Below are 21,818 nucleotides of genomic sequence, written 5' to 3'. Positions count from 1 at the left end.
AGCTGGCGGAAAAAATGTAGTGCGACTGTGCCGCGCTGCGACGCTCTGCTCAGTTATCGGCAGCAGGGGGCAAATGCTTGATCCATGCCGCCGCCCCGAGTCCGGCGCGGCGGCCGCTGGCAAAGCAGGCGGTGAGCAGGTAGCCGCCGGTGGGCGCCTCCCAGTCGAGCATTTCGCCGGCGCAGAACACGCCGGGCAGGGCGGCGAGCATCAGTTGCGGGTCCAGCGCTTCCAGCCGCACGCCGCCGCCGCTGCTGATGGTTTCTTCGATGGGACGGGCGCGGGTGAGTCGCAGCGGCAGGCGCTTGATGCTGCGGGCCAGCGTGTCGACATCGTGGAATTGCTGCCGGTCGAGCACCTCGTGCAGCAGCGCGGCCTTCACCCCGGTGAGCCCGGTCTGGCGACGCAGGTGGTCGCTCATGGAGTGTTTGCCGCGCGGCTTGGCCAGATCGGCGCGCAGGCGATCGAGCGTGCGATCGGGTGCAAGATCGAGTTCGATGGTGATGGGGCCGTGCGCGGCGATGGCGTCGCGGATCAAGGCGGAAAAAGCATAGATCAGGCTGCCTTCGATGCCGTGGGCGGTGATCACGCATTCGCCCTGGCGCGCGTGCTCGCGGCCATGCTCATCGCGCAGATGGATCACTACCGGCTTGAGCGGTGCGCCGGCATGACGACCGGCGATATGTTCGCTCCAGGCGATATCGAAGCCGCAGTTGGAAGGCACCAAGGGCGATACATCGACACCGCGGGCAAGCAACGGCGACTGCCATGCACCCTCCGAACCCAGTTCCGGCCAGCTGCCGCCGCCCATGGCAAGCACCGCTGCATCGGCGCGCACCGCATGTTCGCCATCGGGCGTGGCGAAGCGCAGCAAGCCGTCGTCCGTCCAGCCTAGCCATCGGCGGTGCACATGAAAGCGCACGCCATCCTCGCGCAGGCGGCGTACCCAGCCGCGCAGCAGAGGTGCGGCTTTCAGATCGCTGGGAAACACGCGACCGGACGTGCCAACAAAGGTCTCCACGCCCAGCTGGCGTGCCCAGGCGCGCAAGTCGTCCGCATCGAAATCCTCAAGCCATGCCCCCACTTCTCGCGCACGCTTGCCGTAACGCTGCACGAAATCCGGCTTGGCTTCGCCGTGCGTGAGGTTCATGCCGCCCTTGCCGGCGATGAGGAACTTGCGTCCCACCGAGCCCTTGGCGTCGAACACATCCACCGCCACGCCCGCCGCGTGCGCCGCTTCCGCCGCCATCAGGCCGGCAGGGCCTCCGCCGATGACGGCGAGGCGAACGTGGGTGGGCGTGCTGGACATGGCGGGGCGGATGGCGGGTGGTCGGGCATTGTACAGCCAGGCCAACCGCACCCTTGTAGGAGCGCACTTGTGCGCGACCGGGCGGGCGGAAAGGTGGCGTCGCTCACGCGACGCGGTCGCGCACAAGTGCGCTCCTACAAGGTCAGTCGCCCTTGCCGAGCAGCGGCCTCAACAAATCCAGCGGCAGCGGAAACACAATAGTCGAGGCCTTGCCGCTATTGGACATGTCCGACATGGTCTGCATGTAGCGCAGCTGCAGCGCCTGCGGTTGCTGCGAAAGCATCGCCGCGGCATCGCGCAGTTTTTCGGCCGCCTGCAATTCGCCCTCTGCGTGGATCACCTTGGCGCGGCGCTCGCGTTCCGCTTCCGCCTGGCGGGCAATCGCGCGAACCATGGTCTCGTTGAGATCCACATCCTTGATCTCGACATTGCTGACCTTGATGCCCCAGGGATCGGTGGCTTCGTCCAGGATCTGCTGCAGGCTGTGGTTGATCGAATCACGCTGCGAGAGGATGTCGTCCAGCTCGTGCTGGCCCAGCACCGAGCGCAGACGCGTCTGCGCCAGCTGGCTGGTGGCCTGGAAGAAATCCGCCACCTGCAGCATCGCCTTGTCCGGTTCCACCACGCGGAAGTACACCACTGCATTGACACGCACCGAGACGTTGTCGCGGGAGATCACGTCCTGCGGCGGCACGTCCATCACGGTGACGCGCAAATCCACCCGCATCATGCGCTGGACGATGGGAATCAGGATCACCAGTCCCGGCCCCTTGGTGCCGGTGTAGCGGCCCAGCGTGAGCACTACGCCGCGTTGGTATTCGGGCAGCACCTTGATCGAAAGGAACAGCATCGCCACAGCCCAGATCACGATCACGCCGACGAAACCAAACATGAGCCTCTCCTTTGTTGCCGATGTCAGGCGCGGGTGATGCGCAACAGCAAGCCGTCGCGCCCCACCACGCGGATACGTGAGCCGGCCGGCAGCGGGGCGTCGCCATGCACGCGCCATTGCTCGCCGCCGATGCGCGCCCAGCCATCGCCTGCCGCGTCGAGCGGCTCGGTCAATTCGCCGGTGCTGAGCAGCATGCGTTCGTCGCCATTGAACTTGCGTGTGTGGCGGGCGCGCGCGACGAGGCGCAACAAGAGCGCCAGCACCACCACGCCAGCCAGCGCCATGCCGGCGATCACGCCCAGGTTCACGGCGTAACCGGGCACACCGGCATCGAACAGCATGATCGAGCCGATGACGAAGGAGAGCACGCCGCCGATGCCGATGGCGCCCACCGATGGCATCAAGGCTTCCGCCAGCACTAGGCACACGCCGAGCATCATCAGGGCGAGTCCGGCGTAGTTCACCGGCAATAGCTGCAAGGCATATAACCCGACCAGCAGGCAGATGGCCCCGGCCACGCCCGGCAGCAGTACGCCCGGATGGAAGGCCTCGAGCACCAGGCCATAGATGCCGGCGAGCAGCAGCAGATAGGCGATGGTGGGATGGGTGACCAGCCCCAACAGATGCGTGCGCCAGTTCGGCGCATAGTCGCGCAAGGGCAGCCCCGCCAGATGCAGCGTGACATCCTGGCCATCGACGTGCACGCGACGCCCTTCGAGGCGCGCGAGCAGCGATGAAGCATCGGGCGCCACCAGATCCACCACATGCTTCTGCAGGGCTTCGTCGGCGGTCAGCGTGGCCGCGCCTTGCACGGCCTTGCTGGCCCAGTCGGCATTACGGCCGTTGAGCTGCGCCAGCGATCGGATGAAGGCATTGGCGTCGTTGATCACCTTGTTGGATTCCGCATCGGCGCCCGTCAGTGGCGCTGCGTCCGGTGCGGATGTCGCCGGCGACGGCAGCGGAAGCTTGCCGCTGCCGTCCAGCGATACCGGCGTGGCCGCACCCAGATGCGTGCCGGGCGCCATCGCGGCGATGGGGCAGGCATAGAGGATATAGGTTCCTGCCGATGCGGCGCGGGCACCGCCCGGTGCCACGTAACCAATTACCGGAAGAGGGGAGGCAAGAATGCTGGCAACGATCTGCCGCATCGAATCGGACAGGCCACCCGGGGTGTCCAGTTGCATCAGCACTGCCGTTGCGCCGTCGCGCCTGGCGTGTTGAAGAGAGGTGTCTACGTATTCCGCGGCGGCGGGGCCGATCGGGCCGTTGAGTTCGATGCGCGCCACGAAACCGTCGGAACGCGCCGAGCCACCGGCGGCATCGCCGGCAAGCGTGGTTGAGGCCAGCATCGCGGCACATAGCACACTGGCCGCTGTCTTCAGCCATGGTGTCACGCACGGTCTCCCGTTTGGCGATATCACACTGCGCCAGCGGGTGTTGTCTGGGTGTGAGATAAGCGGGAGGTTTTGCTTGGCCCGCTTGGGTCAGCTAAACGCGGGCTGCCCGTCCGGGTTCAGCAGGCCGTGTTCCACCAGCCACTGCCGGGCATTGGCGGCATCCTCGCCGAACCAGGCCTGGGCCGAGCCGAGCCGGAACGTATAGCCCCAGGCATTCATATCGTCCATCAGGCGCTCGCGGCCCACGCCGGGCAGTTCATCCGCCAGCACGATCTGCAGGTAGCAGGTGGCGTCTTCCTCGGCTACGGAATCGGTGGCGTCGGTATGCACCTCGCTGCGGCGCTCAGGCGGCAGCACGATCAGGTGACCGGCTTCATGCAGCAACGAATGCACGGGGGTGTCATCGCGTGCGTAGACCGTCGTGCCGATGATGCCAGCTTCCTCATCGCCCCAGAAACTGCCGGGGATGGGCGTGCCGATATCGACGCGCTGCAGGGCAAGCCCGTAACGCGCAAGCAAGCGCGCAGGCGCATCGAAGCCGATCTCGGCTAGGCGCATCACGCTGGCTTCGTCAGGAGGAGAGGTGGGAACTGGCATGAGGAAAGAGTCGCCGTGGTTCAGCGGCGACGCACATCGCGAAGTGCGTGGCGCGGCAGTGCCGCGCCACGATCTCAGATGGACTTGGCTGGCGTGTTCTCGGGCAGCGCCACGGAGAGCTCGAGGATCTCGTGTCCGCTGTCGCGCTCGACATTGATGTTGATGGCGTCGAGGTCGACGTGGACGTATTTCTTGATCACTTCGAGCAGCTCGTTGCGCAGCAACGGCAGGTAGTCGGGAGCGCCACGGGTGGAGCGCTCCTGAGCCACGATGATGCGAAGACGCTCCTTGGCGAGTCCAGCGGTGGGTTCCGGCTTGCGCTTCAGGAAATCAAGAATACCCATGCCGATCAGCCTCCGAATACGCGCTGGAAGAAGCCCTTCTTCGGCACCTCGAGGAAGCGCAGGGCACGTTCTTCACCAAGGATGCGGGCAACCGTGTCGCTGTATGCCTGGCCGGCAAACGAGTTGTCGTCCAGGATCACCGGCACGCCGGCGTTGGAGGCGGCCAGCACGTTTTCCGATTCGGGAATCACGCCCACCACGTTGATGCCGAGGATTTCCTCGACGTCCTTCACGCTGAGCATTTCGCCCACGGCCACGCGGGCCGGGTTGTAGCGCGTCAGCAGCAGGTGCTGCTTGATCGCGCCGTCGCCGCGTTCGGCGCGGCGCGTCTTGCTGGCGAGCAGGCCCAGGATGCGATCGGAATCGCGTACCGAGGACACTTCCGGGTTCACCACCACGACGGCGTGATCGGCGAAATACATCGCCAGGTGCGCACCCTTTTCGATGCCGGCCGGCGAATCGCACACGACGTAATCGAAGCCTTCCTTGCCCAGGTCTTCGAGCACTTTCTCGACGCCTTCCTGGGTCAGCGCGTCCTTGTCGCGCGTCTGGCTGGCGGCAAGCACGTAGAGGGTCTCGTAGCGCTTGTCCTTGATCAGCGCCTGCTTGAGCGTGGCTTCGCCGTGCACGACGTTGACGAAGTCGTACACCACGCGCCGCTCGCAGCCCATGATGAGGTCGAGGTTGCGCAGGCCGACGTCGAAATCGATCACCGCGACTTTCTTGCCGGCCATGGCGAGGCCCGTGGCAAGCGAGGCACTGGTCGTGGTTTTGCCCACGCCACCCTTGCCCGAGGTGACAACGATAATCTCAGCAGTCAAGGCTCATCTCCGCATGGTTCTTTGTAGTTGTAATGACTGATCGTCAAAGCTTAGCGATCAGCAATTTTTCCCCTTCGAGCCAGCATCGCACAGACTGGCCTTCGAGGTCTTTTGGAATTTGTTCAAACACGCGGTAGTGACCGGCGATGGCCACCAGCTCCGCGCGGAAGTCTGAAATGTATATGCGCGCTTTCTCATCGCCCTGTGCGCCGGCCATCGCACGACCGCGCAAACTGCCGTAGATATGGATGCTGCCGTCGGCAATCACCTCGGCAGCATTGGCGATGGCGCCGGTGACGACCAGATCGCGATCGCGCGCATACACCTGCTGGCCAGAGCGCACGGTGCCTTCGTAGTGCTGCGCACCGGCGTTGGTGACCGGCGCAGCAGGCTCGGCTTCCTGTCGCACAGGCTCCGTGCGACGCACGGGTTCGGCAGCGGCGGCAGGCGGTGCCGGCGGTGCGATGCTGCCGCCGTCGGCGGGCTCATAGGCGGCGCGGAACTTGGCGATCAGCGGCAAGCCCATGCGCTGGGAGAGCGCATCGACTTCGCTGGTGCCATAGGCCAGGCCCACGGGCAGCATGCCGGCGCTGCGCACGGCTTCGAGCAGCGCGTCGACCGTGCCGTCGTCGGGCAGGTTCATCAGGTGACTGAGGTCCAGCACCACGGCGGCGCGGGCAAACAGCTGGGGTGCGGCGCGAACGCGGCGTTCCAGCTCTTCGCACAGCGCCGCTGCGTCCACGCGCTTGATGCGCACGTTGGCGATGCCGACCTGGCCGAAGCGCAGGTCACAGGCGTCTTGTTGATCCATCTTTGCATTCACTGGCGGCGCTCTCCCGCGAGGCGGCGCCGGGTGGTATCGGGGGAGGAGGACGGGTGCTGGCGTTCGGCCAGCCACGGCACATCGGGAAGGCCGTCGTGGTCCAGATAGGTTTCTCGCACGAAGGCGTAGCTGGGCAGGTCCTTGGCGAGCAGGCTCACCTGGGGACCGTCGCTGCCCATGCGCTGCTGGCCCACTTCCTGGAAGCCGTAGGTGCCGTGGAACAGCACCACCACGTCGTCGCGGGGCTCCAGGAACACTTCGCAGGTCAGCAGCGGCACGCGCACTTCCGCATAGCTGGTGACGTCGCAATAGAAAATGCGACCCAGGCCGTGGCGGCGGTAGGCGTTGGCGATGACGATGCGGTCGATATAGGCAAATTGCGGGTAGTGCTCACAGAACCAGCGATAGTTGGGGCTGTCATAGTCCCGACCTTCGCGGAAGGCGACCAGGAAACCGGCAAGATGGCCATCGATTTCGGCCACCCGGAAATAGTCCGCGTGGTCGTAGAAATAGCGCAGCTGTGCGGTGTCCAGGGCGAGGATGGTGCGGCCGGCGGCGTTGTTGAGCGCCAGTACGGCATCCAGGTCGTGCTCTCGCACGTCGCGGATGGCAAGGGCCATTCGTTGCTCCGCTGTGTGTGGTTCGAAGAGTAAGACCGTTGGATCGGCCCCGCGTGACGGCGGCATTATGACATGCGCCACGCGGCCGCACATAACACGGCGCACCATGTAAAACCTTTGTAAAGCGCCAACCTTTGTGCCTTCTGGCAGGGGTGGAGCAATGACTTCTCACGCATTGCACCAAGTCTGCGGGTAGCGAATGATGCGCATATGGCCTGGTCAAACATTAATCACATCCGGCTGCTCCGGTACGCTGGTCTGTTCACGTACCTCTGCGTCGCGCTGCCGCTGCTCTCCGGTCCTGGCGGGCTGGCGGAGGTCAGTGCGTGGTGGAGCAACCCGAATATCACGGGCTGGATTCTTTCCTACCTGATCTTCGGCGTGACCTATCTGCTGCTGACCCGGCGCTCGGGCATGACGCGCCAGACCGGCTACCCCTCCATCGTCCAGCTGCTCGGGCTGGTGGTGCTGACCGGTTCGGCGGTGGCCATGGGCTGGTTCAGCCAGAGCGGCCTGTCGGCCATGCTGATGCTGGTGATCGCCGTGGTGCTGCCCTGGCAGCTGCCGGTGGGCGCGGGACTGGCCTGGATGCTGCTGCAGAACCTGATGCTGATCCCGATCATCGCCAGTTACATGGGCTGGACCATCGTCACGGCGTTCCTGCAGGTGTGCATGTACCTGGGCATCTCGGCCCTGGTGTTCTTCACCTCGATGATCGCCAGCCTGCAGGCCGAAGAGCGCGAAGTGCAGCGGCGCCTCAATTCCGAGCTGCGCGCCACCCGCGCCTTGCTGGCCGAGTCCACCCGCATCGCCGAGCGCATGCGCATTGCGCGCGACCTCCACGACCTGGTCGGCCATCACCTGACGGCGCTCAGCCTCAATCTGGAAGTGGCCAGCCACCTGGTCAACGCGCAGGCCGCCGAACATGTGCAGAAAGCGCAGGTGACCGCCAAGCATCTGCTGTCGGACGTGCGCGAAGTGGTTAGCGAGCTGCGCCAGGACGACGCGATCGACCTCACCGTCGCCTTGCGCAGCCTGACCGAGGGCGTGCCAGGCCTGAACGTCCACATGGAAACGCCGCCGCGCTTCAGCGTGGAGGATCCCCGTCGCGCCCAGGTGCTGCTGCGTTGTGCCCAGGAAATCATCACCAATACCGCGCGCCATGCCGGCGCGCGCAACCTGTGGCTACGCTTTGATTACGTCAACGCCAACCTGCTGGAGCTCTACGCGCGCGACGATGGCCGCGGCGCGACCAACTTCCGCCCGGGCAATGGCTTGTCGGGCATGCGCGAGCGACTGGTCGAATTCGAGGGCAGTGTGATGGTCGATCCGGCGCTGCTGCAGGGTTTTGCGCTTACCGTGCGCCTGCCGCTGGGCGAGCTGCCGGAACTCGCGCACACCCCGTCACGGTTCGAGCCACCCGCGCTGGGCATGCTGTAGCCTTGCTGGGTTGTCGTGTAAAAATGTGCTGCTTGGATAGCCGCATCGTTTTCTCCGTTGGCCGCGGGCATCGCACGCCGGCCACCTACGTTTCGAGGATCCGCGATGATTTCCGTCTGTCTCGTTGACGACCAGAACCTGGTACGCCAGGGTGTCCGATCACTGCTGGACCTGGCCGAGGACATCCGCGTGGTGGCCGAATGCGCCGATGGCGCCCAGGCCGTGCAGGACATCCCGCGGATCCGGCCCGACGTGGTGCTGCTGGACCTGCGCATGCCCAACATGAGCGGGCTCGAAGTGCTGCAGGCGCTGTCCGCCCGCAATGAATTGCCGCCCACCATCATCCTCACCACCTTTGATGACGATCAGCTCGTGCTGCAAGGCCTCAAGGCCGGCGCCCGCGGCTATCTGCTCAAGGACGTCTCGCTGGAACAACTGGTGGAGGCCGTGCGCACCGTGGCTGCCGGCGGTTCGCTGGTGGCGCCCATGGTCACCCAGCGCCTGCTGGCCGGCGTCGGCCGCATGCAGAACCAGTTCACCAGCCTGGAACAGCCCGACCCGCTGACCGAGCGCGAGACGGAAATCCTGCGCCTGCTGTCGGGCGGCTACAGCAACAAGGAGATCGCCAACTCCTTGAAAGTGGCGGAGGGAACGGTGAAAAACCACGTTTCCAACATTCTTTCCAAGCTGGGCGTGCGCGACCGCACGCGTGCGGTGCTCAAGGCGCTGGAGCTCGGCATCGTCTGAGAGCCTGTTTGCGATCTTCACCTAGCGGAGGTCGCAAACCGGCTCTGAATCCTTGCGGAGCCTTGCCGGACGCCATTCGCAGGCGTCTGGAAGCCCCGTGTCAGGCAGTCTTTACGGCTGGACGCCGGAGCAAGTAGTATCGGAAACTTCGGCGCTGGCCGACCCCCGTTCAGGCAGTGATTCTTCGGGAATCTCCCGTGGCGGGCCGGTCTCCGGCGGCTGCCCTTGTGCCGTGTACCAGAAGAGACGTGCGGAGAATCCTGGAATGATGCGTGTTCTTGAGTTTATTGTTGCCCTAATCATCGTCATCGTCGTGGCGGTGGTCGTGGGCGTGGTGATGCCTGGCAGCGGCCATGTCGAACGGTCGTTGGTCGTTGGCAAGGACATGCGTCAGGTCTACGACGTGCTCAACAATTTCCGCCGCTTCCCGGAGTATTCCGTGCAGCGCGAGTACGACCGCAATATCAAGTTTGATTTCTCGGGCAAGGCTTATGGCCCGGGCGCCGAAATCAGCTGGGCCAGCGATGACGGCAAGGTCGGCAACGGCAAGTTCACCATCGCCTCCGCTGATCCGAGCTTCGACAAGGTCGACTCGACCGCCAAGAAGTCCACCATCGTGTGGAACGTCGACAACGACTGGCGCGGCAACGACAAGCACTTCACGCTTGATCTGGAGCGCAACGGCAGCCGCGGTCAGCTGACCAAGGTGACCTGGTCGTATGACGTCGACTACGGCTTCAACCTGATCAACCGCTATTCCAATCTGTACATTCATGGCGACCCGGATGCCTTCATCCAGTTCAGCCTGAACAACCTGCAGAACGTGCTGGCTGCGGTCCAGAACGTGGACTACACCAAGCTGATCCCGTACATCGAGCAGACCCAGCCCACGCCGGTGCTGATGGTGTCCTCCTCGATCGAGCGCAAGGGTGGCCTCGAGGCCCTCAATGACGCGACGGACAAGGCGATTGGCCAGATCCAGGCCGCCGCCAAGAAGCTGGGCGTGACCACCACCGGTCCGCGCATCATCTACACCACCAACTACGGCGACCAGAACTACTCGTTCGACGTGGCCATGCCGATCAGCGCGACGAGCCTGAACGTTGCCGGCCAGACCGTCGAGCTGGTGGCCGCCAAGGCGCCGGACCTCAACGCCGCCGCGGCCAGCACCAGCGCCGATGCGAGCAGCACCGCCGGCGACACGACTCCGGGTGGTCATGACCGCTTCGGCCGCCTGATCGTCGACAACGATGTGCGTGCTTATCTGGCCTTCGGTGGCCCGGCCCTCAAGGCCGTGTGGAACGGTACCGCCGCTGGCGTGCCGCAGACCCGCGACCTGATGAAGGCCTATGCCCAGACCCACGGCTACAAGTTCGACGAAGTGACCAATCGCTTCTACGACATCGAAGCCAAGCCGGAAGTGAAGCAGGGCGACCAGGTCACGCAGTACGCCGAGTTCGACGTGTACCTGCCGCTGAGCTGGGCTCCGGACCAGACCCCGGAACAGGCTGCGGGCATCAAGCCGCCGTCGCTCGACGACACCGGCAGCGACCAGGCTCCGGCCTCGTCCAGCACCGCCGCTCCGGCCAGCGCCGCCAGCGCCGGCAAGTAAGTCGCTCCGGCGGCAAGCTTCGAAAGGGCCCTTCTTCGGAAGGGCCTTTTCATTTTCAGGCCCTGCGCGGGCCGGGCCGGGCGAACTTTCGGTTACAGTGCGGGTCGATCCCGCAGCCATGCGCGCAGCACTTGCACGCGACTGACTCCACAGGACATGATCGAAACCGAACTGCTCACTCGACGCTATGGTGCCCTCACGGCGGTGGACTCGCTGAGTTTCCGCGCCGAACCGGGCCAGGTGCTCGGGCTGCTGGGCCCCAACGGCGCCGGCAAGACCACCGCCATGCGCATGATCGCGGGCTTCCTCGAGCCCAGCTCGGGCACGGCGCGCGTGTGCGGCTACGACGTGCGCAAGGAGCCGCTGAAGGCCAAGCGCGCGCTGGGCTATCTGCCGGAGGGCGCGCCTAGCTATGGCGAGCTGACCGTGCGCGAATTTCTGTCCTTCATCATCCGCATGCGTGGCTTGCAGCGCGACGAGGGCTCGCGGCGCTTCGATCGCGTGGTTGGCGGGCTGCAACTGGAGAGCGTGCTCGACCAGTGCATCGATACCTTGTCCAAGGGTCTCAAGCGCCGCGTGGGCCTGGCCCAGGCGATCGTGCACAACCCGCAGGTGCTGATGCTCGACGAGCCCACCGATGGTCTGGATCCCAACCAGAAGCACACGGTGCGCCAGCTGATCGACCAGATGGCGCGCGATCGCACCATCCTGATCTCCACGCATTTGCTGGAGGAAGTGCACGCCTTGTGCAATCGCGTGGTGATCATCGCCAACGGCCGCCTGATGGTGGATGCCACGCCGGCCGAGCTCGAATCGCGCTCGCGCTATCACGGCGCTGTGTCCTTCAGCGCGCCGGGCAGCGGCGTATCGCAGGAAATGCTTGGGCGGCTGCCGCAGGTGTCCTCGATCGAGGTCGATCCGATGGACGGTCGCATCACCGTGTTTCCGCGTCCGGGTGAACGCATCCTTGAACCGGTGGAGACGCTGCTGCGTCAGCAAGGGCTCGAAGTGTCGGAGATCCAGCTCGAACGCGGCCGACTCGACGAAGTGTTCCGCCAGATCACCACCGGCGCGGAGAACCGCGAATGAGTCCGATCGCAGCGGTGACACGCCGTGAGCTGCGCAGCTATTTCGTGACGCCGGTGGCGTATGTGTTCCTGGTGATCTTCCTGGTGCTGTCGGGCATCCTCACGTTTTACGCGGGCGATTTCTACGAACGCAATCAGGCGGACCTGCAGCCCTTCTTCGTGATGCATCCGTGGCTTTATCTGGTGCTGGTGCCTGCCGTGTCGATGCGCATGTGGGCCGAAGAAGCCAAGGGCGGCACGCTGGAATTGCTGATGAGCCTGCCGTTGACGCTGGCGCAGGCGATGCTGGGCAAGTTCCTCGCCGCGTGGCTGTTCATAGGATTGGCGCTGGTGTTGACCTTGCCGATCTGGATCACCGTCAATTATCTCGGCTCGCCTGACAACGGCGTGATCCTCGCCGGCTATATCGGCAGCTGGCTGATGGCCGGGGCGTTCCTCGCCATCGGCGCGTCTTTGTCCGCCGTGACGCAGAGCCAGGTGGTGGCCTTTGTGCTGACCCTGGTGGTGTGTTTCCTGCTGATCCTGGTGGGGCAGCCGCAGGTGATGGAGTTTTTCCAGGGCGCGTTGCCGCGCAAGCTGGTGAACGGCCTCGCGCACTTGAGCATGGTGCGTCACTTCGAAGCGATCTCGCGTGGCGTGCTCGACCTGCGTGACTTGTTGTACTTCGTGGCGAGCATGGCTGCCTGGCTCATCGCCGGCGTACTCACGCTCGACCTGAAAAGGACGCCATGAGCATGCGGCGCATCCATTTCAGTCGTCGCGCCGTGTTGTCGGCGGCCCTGGTGCTGCTGGCGATCGTGTTCGTGACTTTCGTGCTTGCCAGCAGCCGCTGGCGCATGGGGCGCATCGACCTTACCTCGGACAAGCTCTACACGCTGACGCCGGGCACCGTGCATATCGTGGATGGGCTGCATGCGCCGCTGCGCCTGACGCTTTATTTCTCCAGCCATGCCACGCGCGACCTGCCGCAGCTGCGCAGCTATGAGCAGCGCGTGGCCGAGATGTTGCAGGAGATGGTGGCGCGCGCGCATGGCCGCCTGCGCCTGCAGATTGTCGACCCCGTGCCGTATTCCGATGACGAGGCCAGCGCGGAAGGCTATGGCTTGTCGCCCATCAGCGGCGGCACCAACGGCGAGCGCGTGTTTTTCGGCCTGGTGGGCAGCACGCTGCCTTCGAACGCGGACGGCGATGGCGACGGCGAGACGCACTTGCCCACCAAGGTGCAGTCGATTGCGCTGTTCGATCCATCGCGCGAAACCTTCCTCGAATACGACATTGCCAAGCTGCTGTACGAGCTGGACCAGCCGTCCAAGCCGCATATCGGCGTGATCAGCAGCCTGCCGGTGCAGGGCAATCCGGTGATCGGCGAGGAGCCGTGGGCCGTGATGCGTCAGCTGGGCCAGCAGTTCGACGTGAAGTCGTTCGACCCGAGCAAGCTGACCCACATCGACGCCGACATCAAGGCGTTGCTGGTGATCCATCCCAAGCACATGCCGGCCGATGCGCTGTACGCGATCGATCAATACGTGCTCAACGGCGGTCATCTGGTGGTGTTCGTGGACCCGGTGGCCGAGATGGACAACACGCCGTTCATCGACAGCAGCGGCGTCACCGACGACCACAACTCGAATCTGTCGCGCCTGTTCGATGCCTGGGGCGTGCAATACGATCCGCAAAAAGTGGTGCTCGACCGTTCGCGCGCGCTGCGCATCGAACTGGCCGACAATAGCTCCATGAGCCATCCGGCAATGCTCGGCCTGGGCCAGCAGGAGCTCAACCACGATGACGTGACCACAGCGAGCCTGCAGCGCATCAATGTGTCCAGCGTGGGTTATTTCGACCTCGCGCCGGGCACCACCTCGCGCCTGCAGCCACTGATGCAGTCGACGACGGATGCCGAGGTGGTGTCGAGCGAGCGCGTGCGCGAGTCGCTCAACAACCCGGCCGGGCTGCTGGACAACTACAAGCCCGACAACCTGCACTATGTGATCGCCGCACGCGTGCGCGGACAGTTTCCCAGCGCCTTCCCGGAACGCGCCGGCCAGAAGGGGCACGTGCCGGGCGTCGGCAATGCGGAAGTGATCCTGGTGGCTGATACCGACCTGCTGAGCGATCGCCTGTGGGTGTCGTACGCGCAAAGCCTGCTGGGCCAGCCGCAGTTGAGCGCGATCGCCAACAACGGCGACCTGATCACCAATATCGCCGATAACCTCAGTGGTTCCTCGGCGCTGCTCTCCATCCATGGCCGGGTGAGTTCGCAGCGGCCCTTCACGCGCGTGCTCGCCTTGCAAAGCGCGGCCGACCAGAAATACCTGGCCAAGAAGCAGGAGCTGCAACGCGAACTTGCCGTCACGCGTACCCGCCTGAGCGAACTGCAGCCGGCCAAGGCGGCAGGGCGGGGCGACACCGCCAGTCCCGAGCAGCGCGCCGAGATCGAACAGTTCCTGCAGCGCCAGCTGGCGATCAACAAGGAATTGCGCGATGTGCAGCACCAGTTCAACGCCGAGATCGACGCGCTCGGCCTGCGCCTGAAGTTCATCAATATCGTGCTGATCCCGGCGCTGGTGACGGTGATCGGCCTGCTCTATGGCTGGCGTCGCTCGCGGCGCAGCAGGCGGCGCGCGTGAAGGTGACAGGCAGTGCTGAAGTGTCGCAGCCGCTTGCCGTGGATGCGTCCGGGACGGCGCGTATGATGGCTGGTCGCCACTGATACGGTCCGGTACGTTCGATGATCGATAGCGTGCTCAAGTGGATCGTGCCCTGGGAGTTTTCCTGGGTGTTCCTGCTCGGCTTTATCGCCTGCTGCGTGCTGTATGTGCGCGGCTGCCGTCGCCTGCCGGTGAGCTTTGGCCGCCGCCTGTCGTTCTGGACGGGCATGGCGCTGATCTATGTGTCGCTGCACACCTATCTGGATTACTTCTTCGAGCATGAGTTCTTCATGCATCGCATCCAGCAGATCCTGCTGCACCATCTGGCGCCCCTGCTGATCATTGCCTCGTATCCCGGCACGGTGCTGCACAAAGGCCTGCCGTTCGCATGGCGCCTGCGCCTGCTGCATCCCATCCGGCGTTCGGCGCCGTGGCGTATGGCGAGTGCGGTGTGGTGCAACCCGGCGGTGGCCACGGTGCTGTTCGTCGCGTTCATCCTGGTCTGGCTGATCCCGTCGATGCAGACGCTCGCCATGCTCGATTGGCGCATCTATCGCTTCATGAACTGGTCGATGCTGGCCAGCGGATTCACCTACTGGTGGCTGGTTCTCGACCATCGGCCGCGTCCACCGGGCCGCATGACGCCGGGCATCCGCGTGCTGTCGCCTGGCATCACCATGACGCCGCAGATCCTGGCCGGCGCCATCGTCACCTTCTCCAAGACCGACCTTTATCCGATCTTCGAAATCTGCGGCCGCGCCTTCACTTTCAACGTGCTCACCGCGCAGCTGGTGGGCGGCGTGATCATGTGGGTGCCGGCGGCCTTGATCGAATCCATCGGTGGGCTGCTGGCGATGCGCCAATGGTTGCGGCTCTCACGCAGCGGGCGAATTCGGCGCAAGCCGTGGCCGTCTCGGCGATCTGCCGCAACAGCACAGCAATAACCCTCACTGTGGGAGCGCACCCTGTGCGCGACTCGGGGCTTGCGAAGCCTCCAAGCGCTCGGCTGCCGAACCTGTCGCGCACAGGGTGCGCTCCCACAGGTGGTGGGGCGAGTTTTATCCGCCGGTGGCGTTGGCCGGTCGCGCCACGAAATCGGCATCCAGCGTGCTGCCGTCACCGAAGGTAAGCGTCACTTTGACCTTTTCGCCAATCGTTACCGGCGCAGCAGCCTTCATCAGCATCAAGTGGTAACCGCCAGGCGATAGCTCAGCCTTCCCATGAGCCGGGATGGCAAGCTCATCGACCATCGCCATGCGATTGACGCCACCCGCGCCGCTGCTCTGGTGCAGCATGGCCTCGCCATAACGCGAACTATGTGCCCCGCGCAGGCTGGCCGCCTGGTCGCCGGTATTTTCCAACACCACGTAAGCGCCGGCGGGAAGATCGCCGGGCAGCACGCGAATCCATGCACCGCTGGCGCGGATGTGTTCCGCTTCGGTGGCGCCGACGCCGGTGGTCAGCAGCAGGCTGGCAACCAGCAAGGGCAGGGTGATGCGACGACTCATGACGATGATCCCGGACTCAGCAGCAGATGCAGGTCGTGAACCATTTCGTCCTGCGTGTTGTTGGGCGTGGACAGCAGGCGTGCCTTGCCCTGGTCATCGAACAGATAGATGGCCGAACTGTGGCTCACTTCATACTGGCCGTCGGCACGATCAGGCTCGCGGGTGAAGGCGGATCGATAGCGCTTGCTCAGCGCTTCGATCTCGCGCGGCGTGCCGGACAAGCCGACCGCGCGCGGATCGAACGCATTGACGTAGGCATGCATGATCTCGGGCGTATCACGTGCGGGGTCGACGCTCACGAACAGGATGCGCGCGCCATCGGCCAAGGGGCCAAGACGCTGCATCACTACGTGCAGTTGCGCGAGCGTCAGCGGACAGACATCGGGGCAGTGCGTGTAGCCGAAATACAACAGCACCACCTTGCCGCGGAAGTCCTGGCCAGAGACTTTCTTGCCGTGGTCGTCGACCAGCTGAAAGTCGAGGTCCGGCATGTGGCCGGTGACATTGGTGAGTCGCCATTCGATGTTGTCGTCGCGATGACAGCCGGCCAGCAAGCAGGTGCCGACGGCAAGCATCAGCAGCATCAGCCACCGGCGGGTGCGACAACGCTTCGTGCGAGAATCGATAGGAATCATCCGGGCAGCATACGACACTGGCCGCCCGCCCGGATGGCGGCGAACCGAGGAGCTATGCGCATGCGACAACCTGCCTATGCGACAGGCGTGCTGGTCGGCCTGGCCGGCGCCAGCGCCGTGATCCTGGGGGCGTTCGGTGCGCACGCGCTGCGTGACGTGCTGGATGCCCGCGGCAGCGAGTTGTGGCATACGGCGGTGAGCTACCACTTCTGGCATGCGCTCGCGCTCGCCTTCGCCGTGATGACGGCGAAGGGGCGCGCACGCCGGGTCGCCGTCTCCGCTTTCGCCAGCGGCATCGTGGTGTTCAGCGGCAGCCTCTACGCGCTGGCGCTGGGTGCGCCGCGGTGGTTCGGGGCGATCACGCCGCTGGGCGGCGTGGCCTTTATCGTGGGCTGGATCGCGCTTGGCGTCGCGCTGTCTACCCGGGCCGGCCGCGACGCTGCCTGAAAAAAGTCAGGCCCGATCCACGCGCGCCGCGTAGCAACCGGGGCGCGCCATGTGGATATGCAGGTAGGCGACGATCGGATCGGCAAACAAGCGCTCGATCAGCGGTTCCAGCGCCGTGCCCTGGGCCACGTCGGCGTCCCGCAACATGCCTTGCTCGTCGAACCCGCGCACCGAGAGCAGCCGGCGACGCAATTGATCGGGCACTTCATCGATGCGGTCGTATTGTTGTTCGCCTTCGCGGATGTAGATCGCATGGGTCGAACGAAACGGCGAGTTGGCCGGTTGGTGTTCATAGTTGAGCAGGACCAGCGGCTGCCCGGGTTCGGCATCGGTAAGGCTGATGCGGCACGGATAGCCGTGGGGCTGATCGGCCACCACGCGCATGGCCTGGCGCTGGGCTAGAGCTTCGTCGGACAGCGAAAACAGTTCGGCAAACGGTTCGGCGGGCAGGCCGGAAAGACGGAAATGCATGACGGAGCTCCTGGGATTGGACGGCTCCCAGCGTCGCGCGATCAAGCCTTTCCGGCCATCCGATTCTTGCGCCTGCTGGCTCAGTCGACGCGAAACACCTGCACGCCTTCGCACTCCGGGCAACGGTAGCTTTGCAGTTCCGTGCGCTGTTCCTGCGACCACCGCTGCGCTTCGGCGGGCAGCGGATCGTAGCGTTCCATTTCCACGCTCTCGCCTGTGCTGGAGCAGGTTTCGCACAGCACCGGGCCGTCAGGCAGCAGGCGATAGGTTTGGCTCTCGGCCATGGCGGTTCTCCGGACGTCACTGAAGCGACGAAAGTAGCGCCGGTGTCGTGCAGGCTGCGTCGAAGCGGGATAAACGCCGCTGGCCGCCAACTTCAATCGGTGTCGTCATCCTGTACAGGTTCGGACGCCTCGCGCTTGAGGCGGCCCTGCTTGCGCAAGGCCTCGCGCAGTACGAATTCGATCTGCGCGTTGACGCTGCGCAGATCATCGTCGGCCCAGCGCTGCATGGCTTCAAGCACGGCAGCGCTGATACGCAGTGGATAAGCCTTTTTCTCAACCGCCATAGAGTGTGCCGGCATTCACCACCGGTTGCGTGGAACGATCGCCGCACAACACTACCAGCAGGTTGCTGACCATGGCGGCTTTGCGCTCTTCGTCCAGCTCCACCACGCCCTGCGATTTGAGCTTGTCCAGCGCCATCGCCACCATGCCTACAGCGCCTTCCACGATGCGTTCGCGCGCGGCCACGATGGCGTTGGCCTGCTGGCGCTGCAGCATGGCCTGGGCGATTTCCTGGGCATAGGCGAGGTGGCTGATGCGCGCTTCGATCACGTGCACGCCGGCTTTTTCCAGGCGCGCCTGGATTTCATCGCGCAGGTGATTGTTGATGACCTCGCCGTGGCTGCGCAGCGAAGGCTTGCCGTCGTCGTGCGCATCGTACGGGTAGTTCTGGGCCATCTGGCGCAAAGCCGATTCGCTCTGGATGTTCACGAAGTTCTCGTAGTCGTCCACGCAGAACACCGCTTCGGCCGTATCGATCACTTCCCACACCACCACGGCAGCGATCTCGATGGGATTGCCGTCGCTATCGTTGACCTTGAGCTTGCTGCTTTCGAAGTTGCGCACGCGCAGCGAGACGCGGCGGCGGCTGCAGAACGGGTTGGTCCAGCGCAGGCCTTCCTCGCGCACGGTGCCGTGGTATTTGCCGAACAACTGCAGCACCTGGCCTTCGTTCGGGGCCACCTGGAAGAAGCCCTTGGCCATGAAGCCGGCGAGCAGGTGGATGGCGATGCCCAGGCCGATCGCGACGACGACCGGTGCCTCGTGCACCAGACCGTAGCCTTCCAGCGCCAGGCCGAGGGCGCCGAGGAGTAGCACGAAGAAGACCGTGGGGATGCCGGCGGTCGAAAAGCCTTGCTGTTCGTTCATGGGGGTTCCTCCCTGGGAGCGGCAATTAGATATCAAAATGATATCTAATTCAAGGAGGGGTCAATCTCGTGTGGCGACTGTGCCGCTCATGGTGGCCGCGGTCTGCTCCGGCGCGGTGCCGATCTGGGCAATGCGCATCTGTCCGAACAAGTTGGCGAGGTTGAAGAAGTGCCAGGGATCGCCGTCGCCGCTGTCCAGCGCGATATGGGTGCTGTCGAAGTGCCCAAGGGCAGCGTCGAAGCTCTGCCAGCGCCCGTGCACCCAGGCCTGCACCCAGGCGTGCGGCACGAACACGCGCGAGCTGTCGGCGTAGCGGTCGGCATAGACCATGCCGGTCACCACGCGGGCGGGGATATGTTCGGCGCGGGCCAGCGCCGCCAGCAGCACGGCGTGTTCCTTGCAGTCGCCCGCACGCTCCCGTACCACCTCCATGGCGGACGCGTAGCCGATGTCGCGGCTATGGGGCGGGATATAGGCGCTGACGAAATCGCGCAGCTGGATCATTTTCTGCAGATCGTCTTCGGCCCCGATTACCGCCTGCGCCGCCAGCTTGCGGATCGGCGGTGCGTCAGACTGGACCCAGGCATTGGGCTGCGTGTCTTCCGGCACCGGCGCCGGCTGGCCGCCCGCGACGGGGTTGCCCACATCCACCAGCCAGTTGCCATGCCCCAGCGAGGTGACGCGTTGTTCGTCCGTGCTGATCAGGGGCTGCGCATCGCCGTCGGTGACGTGGATGACGTAGCGCAGGAAGCCCGCGCGCATGGACGATGAGAGTCCCTGCGGCGAATCCACCATGGAGGCGCGCAGCATGTCGATGTCCTGCACCGGGGCCAGCGCACAGGCCTGGCTGCAGGCGAGCATGTCCAGGGGATGGCCGAGCATTTGCAGCGAACCCTTGCGGGTCTCGCCTCGTGCATTGACCCACAGGTCCATGCGTTGAACGCCGCGGGGCGTCTGCAGTACTTCGCGCTGGTGGTTCAGGACCTCAGCGCCATCGGGCAGCGACACGCGCTCGTTGCCCAGCACCTCGATGTCCACCGTGGCCACGTCCTGGCTCGCCGGATCAAACAAGTTCAACGCGTAGTGCCCCGGGCGACTGGCCGCCCCAGCCATGGCTTGTCGCTGTCCATCACTCAGCAGGGCACCCGTGGGCCAGGCCAGCGTCGATTGCTTGGCTAGTCCGGCCACGGTGGTGGTGATGGCGTAGCGGCCATCGGCCTGGCGCTGGCCGTCGACGATGCTGTCCGAGCTGGAAAGCGTGCTGCGCGAATAAAAGCCCAGCGGCTGGCTGTCGAGGGTCTCCACGCTGCGGGTCAGCACCGCCATCGGCACGGTGCGGCCGGAACGGTTGATCTCGATCTGCAGGTCCTGCGTGGTGGTAATGATCTTGCCGTCGCTGACGCGATCGATCCGCAGATGGCCGATGCGACGGCCGGCCAGCATGACTGTCATCCAGGTCGTGTTGCTGGTGGGCCCGCTCTCCATCGCCCCGGCGGCGGCGACAGGGGGAGAGCTCAGCGCGAATGCCATCCATAGCGCGGCAAGCCAGTAGCGCATAGGTCGCTCCGTGGGGACGGTGCACCTACAGTCAATGCCGGTCCGTGTGTTTCGTCAATGGAATTTGCGTGATGACGAAGCAGTCGCGCGCGATCGCGCGAGCTGCCGTCTACAATGGTTCTTTGCCACCTCCGCGGAGACATCGATGAAGCCCTTTGGCACGCCTTATTCCGATCATGCGCTGCGGGTGTTGCTGCTGGGATCGGGCGAACTGGGCAAGGAAGTGGCGATCGAGTTGCAGCGCTACGCGGTCGAGGTGATCGCCGTGGATCGTTATGCCAACGCGCCGGCGATGCAGGTGGCCCATCGCAGCCACGTCATCGACATGCTGGACGGTGCCGCACTGCGCGCGCTGATCGAAAAGGAAAAGCCCGATCTCGTGGTACCGGAGATCGAAGCCATCCACACCCCCACCCTGATCGAGCTGGAGAAAGAAGGCCTGCGCGTCATTCCCACCGCGCGCGCCGCCTGGCTCACCATGGACCGCGAAGGCATCCGCCGCCTCGCCGCCGAGGAACTGAAGCTGCCGACGTCGCGCTACCGGTTTTGCGACACCGAAGCGGAGTACCAGGACGCCGCAACCAGCATCGGCCTGCCGTTCGTGATCAAGCCGGTGATGAGCTCCTCCGGCAAGGGCCAGAGCGTGGTGCGCCAGGCTGGCGAGTTGCAGCACGCCTGGGAGTACGCGCAATCGGGCGGTCGCGCCGGCAAGGGACGCGTGATCGTCGAGGGCTTCGTCGATTTCGACTACGAAATCACCTTGCTCACCGTGCGACACAAGGATGGGGTGAGTTTCTGCGCACCTATCGGCCATCGCCAGGAAGACGGCGACTATCGCGAATCCTGGCAGCCGCAGGCGATGAGCGCGGCCGCGCTGGAGGAGGCGCAGCGACAGGCGGCGGCGATCACCGGCGCGCTGGGCGGCTGGGGCGTGTTTGGCGTGGAGTTTTTCGTGAAGGGCGACAGCGTCATCTTCTCGGAGGTGAGCCCGCGTCCGCACGACACCGGACTGGTGACGCTGATATCGCAAGACCTTTCGGAGTTTGCGCTGCACGCGCGCGCCATCCTTGGGCTGCCGATTCCGGTGATCCGCCAGCTGGGTCCGTCGGCATCGTGCGCCGTGCTGGTGGAAGGCGAGGGCGAGGCGCCCCAGTACCACGGGCTGGCCGACGCCTTGCAGGAGCCAGACACCCAGCTGCGCATCTTCGGCAAGCCGGCCGTGAAGGGCCGTCGTCGCATGGCGGTGACGCTGGCACGCGACGAAGATGTGGAGGCCGCGAAGGCAAAAGCGATCCGCGCTGCCAAGTTCATCCGCGTTACGTTTTGACGCCCTCGCGCATGGCGTGAAAGGAATACGCTTGTATCGTTGAACGAGTCGCGGGTGCCGGAGATCGTGCCAGCCCCGCATGGATGACCTGCAAGACGCCGA

24 protein-coding genes are annotated in these 21,818 nt (G+C 64.9%); 9 read left to right on the top strand and 15 right to left on the bottom strand.

Going from position 1 to position 21,818, the window contains the following annotated elements; all coding sequences use genetic code 11:
- Window positions 1-49: 49 nt before the first annotated feature.
- The 8 genes from AB4Y82_RS02085 to AB4Y82_RS02050 form a co-directional block, all read right to left on the bottom strand.
- A complete protein-coding gene (locus tag AB4Y82_RS02085; RefSeq protein ID WP_441604205.1) occupies window positions 50-1,309 on the bottom strand; it encodes a TIGR03862 family flavoprotein in 1,260 nt (419 codons plus the stop codon).
- Between the two features lie 142 nt (window positions 1,310-1,451).
- Window positions 1,452-2,201 carry a slipin family protein gene (locus AB4Y82_RS02080; protein ID WP_441604204.1) on the bottom strand — a complete coding sequence of 250 codons (750 nt, stop codon included), beginning with the start codon at window positions 2,199-2,201 and terminating at the stop codon, window positions 1,452-1,454.
- A 23-nt stretch (window positions 2,202-2,224) separates the two neighbouring features.
- Entirely contained in the window at window positions 2,225-3,595 is a 1,371-nt protein-coding gene (locus AB4Y82_RS02075) for an NfeD family protein (protein WP_441604203.1), read from the bottom strand.
- Between the two features lie 90 nt (window positions 3,596-3,685).
- The gene (locus AB4Y82_RS02070) at window positions 3,686-4,195 is read right to left on the bottom strand and encodes a hypothetical protein (protein WP_441604202.1); all 510 of its coding nucleotides are present in this window, start codon (window positions 4,193-4,195) and stop codon (window positions 3,686-3,688) included.
- Between the two features lie 74 nt (window positions 4,196-4,269).
- Window positions 4,270-4,539: a cell division topological specificity factor MinE gene (minE, locus tag AB4Y82_RS02065; protein ID WP_441604201.1), complete on the bottom strand. Its 270-nt coding sequence runs from the start codon at window positions 4,537-4,539 to the stop codon at window positions 4,270-4,272.
- Between the two features lie 5 nt (window positions 4,540-4,544).
- The gene (gene minD / locus AB4Y82_RS02060; protein ID WP_046970574.1) at window positions 4,545-5,360 is read right to left on the bottom strand and encodes a septum site-determining protein MinD; all 816 of its coding nucleotides are present in this window, start codon (window positions 5,358-5,360) and stop codon (window positions 4,545-4,547) included.
- Between the two features lie 43 nt (window positions 5,361-5,403).
- Entirely contained in the window at window positions 5,404-6,171 is a 768-nt protein-coding gene (gene minC, locus AB4Y82_RS02055) for a septum site-determining protein MinC (protein ID WP_441604200.1), read from the bottom strand.
- 8 nt (window positions 6,172-6,179) lie between these two features.
- A complete protein-coding gene (locus AB4Y82_RS02050; RefSeq protein WP_121878804.1) occupies window positions 6,180-6,803 on the bottom strand; it encodes a GNAT family N-acetyltransferase in 624 nt (207 codons plus the stop codon).
- A gap of 210 nt (window positions 6,804-7,013) precedes the next feature.
- Here AB4Y82_RS02050 and AB4Y82_RS02045 point away from each other — a divergent pair, with 210 nt between their 5' ends.
- From AB4Y82_RS02045 to AB4Y82_RS02015, 7 genes are all read left to right on the top strand, one after another.
- Window positions 7,014-8,243 carry a sensor histidine kinase gene (locus AB4Y82_RS02045; RefSeq protein ID WP_441604199.1) on the top strand — a complete coding sequence of 410 codons (1,230 nt, stop codon included), beginning with the start codon at window positions 7,014-7,016 and terminating at the stop codon, window positions 8,241-8,243.
- A gap of 105 nt (window positions 8,244-8,348) precedes the next feature.
- Window positions 8,349-8,990 carry a response regulator gene (locus AB4Y82_RS02040; protein ID WP_046970578.1) on the top strand — a complete coding sequence of 214 codons (642 nt, stop codon included), beginning with the start codon at window positions 8,349-8,351 and terminating at the stop codon, window positions 8,988-8,990.
- A 265-nt stretch (window positions 8,991-9,255) separates the two neighbouring features.
- Complete coding sequence (locus AB4Y82_RS02035) at window positions 9,256-10,602, top strand: polyketide cyclase (protein WP_441604198.1); 1,347 nt, start codon at window positions 9,256-9,258, stop codon at window positions 10,600-10,602.
- Between the two features lie 156 nt (window positions 10,603-10,758).
- On the top strand, window positions 10,759-11,691 hold the full coding sequence (locus tag AB4Y82_RS02030; RefSeq protein ID WP_046970580.1) for an ABC transporter ATP-binding protein: 933 nt from the start codon (window positions 10,759-10,761) through the stop codon (window positions 11,689-11,691).
- Window positions 11,688-12,422: an ABC transporter permease subunit gene (locus AB4Y82_RS02025; RefSeq protein ID WP_441604197.1), complete on the top strand. Its 735-nt coding sequence runs from the start codon at window positions 11,688-11,690 to the stop codon at window positions 12,420-12,422. Before AB4Y82_RS02030 ends, AB4Y82_RS02025 begins: the two co-directional genes overlap by 4 nt.
- The gene (locus AB4Y82_RS02020; protein ID WP_441604196.1) at window positions 12,419-14,317 is read left to right on the top strand and encodes a GldG family protein; all 1,899 of its coding nucleotides are present in this window, start codon (window positions 12,419-12,421) and stop codon (window positions 14,315-14,317) included. Before AB4Y82_RS02025 ends, AB4Y82_RS02020 begins: the two co-directional genes overlap by 4 nt.
- 101 nt (window positions 14,318-14,418) lie before the next feature.
- On the top strand, window positions 14,419-15,282 hold the full coding sequence (locus AB4Y82_RS02015; protein ID WP_441604195.1) for a cytochrome c oxidase assembly protein: 864 nt from the start codon (window positions 14,419-14,421) through the stop codon (window positions 15,280-15,282).
- A gap of 114 nt (window positions 15,283-15,396) precedes the next feature.
- Here the strand turns inward: AB4Y82_RS02015 and AB4Y82_RS02010 are convergent, their stop codons facing one another.
- Both AB4Y82_RS02010 and AB4Y82_RS02005 read right to left on the bottom strand, forming a co-directional pair.
- The gene (locus AB4Y82_RS02010; RefSeq protein ID WP_441604194.1) at window positions 15,397-15,846 is read right to left on the bottom strand and encodes a copper chaperone PCu(A)C; all 450 of its coding nucleotides are present in this window, start codon (window positions 15,844-15,846) and stop codon (window positions 15,397-15,399) included.
- The gene (locus tag AB4Y82_RS02005) at window positions 15,843-16,430 is read right to left on the bottom strand and encodes an SCO family protein (protein ID WP_441604193.1); all 588 of its coding nucleotides are present in this window, start codon (window positions 16,428-16,430) and stop codon (window positions 15,843-15,845) included. The genes AB4Y82_RS02010 and AB4Y82_RS02005 overlap by 4 nt, the downstream gene beginning before the upstream one ends.
- Window positions 16,431-16,541: 111 nt before the next feature.
- On the opposite strand from AB4Y82_RS02005, the gene AB4Y82_RS02000 reads away from it, so the two are divergent.
- Window positions 16,542-16,928 carry a DUF423 domain-containing protein gene (locus AB4Y82_RS02000; RefSeq protein ID WP_441604192.1) on the top strand — a complete coding sequence of 129 codons (387 nt, stop codon included), beginning with the start codon at window positions 16,542-16,544 and terminating at the stop codon, window positions 16,926-16,928.
- A gap of 6 nt (window positions 16,929-16,934) precedes the next feature.
- Here AB4Y82_RS02000 and AB4Y82_RS01995 read toward each other — a convergent pair whose 3' ends face one another.
- The 5 genes from AB4Y82_RS01995 to AB4Y82_RS01975 form a co-directional block, all read right to left on the bottom strand.
- Window positions 16,935-17,399: a DUF1203 domain-containing protein gene (locus AB4Y82_RS01995; protein ID WP_441604191.1), complete on the bottom strand. Its 465-nt coding sequence runs from the start codon at window positions 17,397-17,399 to the stop codon at window positions 16,935-16,937.
- Window positions 17,400-17,479: 80 nt separating this feature from the next.
- Entirely contained in the window at window positions 17,480-17,683 is a 204-nt protein-coding gene (locus AB4Y82_RS01990; RefSeq protein WP_441604190.1) for a hypothetical protein, read from the bottom strand.
- A 92-nt stretch (window positions 17,684-17,775) separates the two neighbouring features.
- Complete coding sequence (locus AB4Y82_RS01985) at window positions 17,776-17,967, bottom strand: Arc family DNA-binding protein (protein WP_121878824.1); 192 nt, start codon at window positions 17,965-17,967, stop codon at window positions 17,776-17,778.
- A complete protein-coding gene (locus AB4Y82_RS01980) occupies window positions 17,957-18,832 on the bottom strand; it encodes an SPFH domain-containing protein (protein ID WP_441604189.1) in 876 nt (291 codons plus the stop codon). The genes AB4Y82_RS01985 and AB4Y82_RS01980 overlap by 11 nt, the downstream gene beginning before the upstream one ends.
- A 60-nt stretch (window positions 18,833-18,892) precedes the next feature.
- Complete coding sequence (locus AB4Y82_RS01975) at window positions 18,893-20,389, bottom strand: transglutaminase-like domain-containing protein (protein WP_441604188.1); 1,497 nt, start codon at window positions 20,387-20,389, stop codon at window positions 18,893-18,895.
- Window positions 20,390-20,534: 145 nt separating this feature from the next.
- On the opposite strand from AB4Y82_RS01975, the gene purT reads away from it, so the two are divergent.
- Window positions 20,535-21,716, top strand: a complete 1,182-nt coding sequence (purT, locus tag AB4Y82_RS01970) for a formate-dependent phosphoribosylglycinamide formyltransferase (RefSeq protein WP_441604187.1) — start codon at window positions 20,535-20,537, stop codon at window positions 21,714-21,716.
- Window positions 21,717-21,818: the final 102 nt, after the last annotated feature.

Source organism: Dyella sp. 2YAF14, from assembly GCF_052114725.1.
GTDB lineage: Bacteria > Pseudomonadota > Gammaproteobacteria > Xanthomonadales > Rhodanobacteraceae > Dyella.
This window is presented reverse-complemented; position numbering and strand designations above follow the sequence as displayed.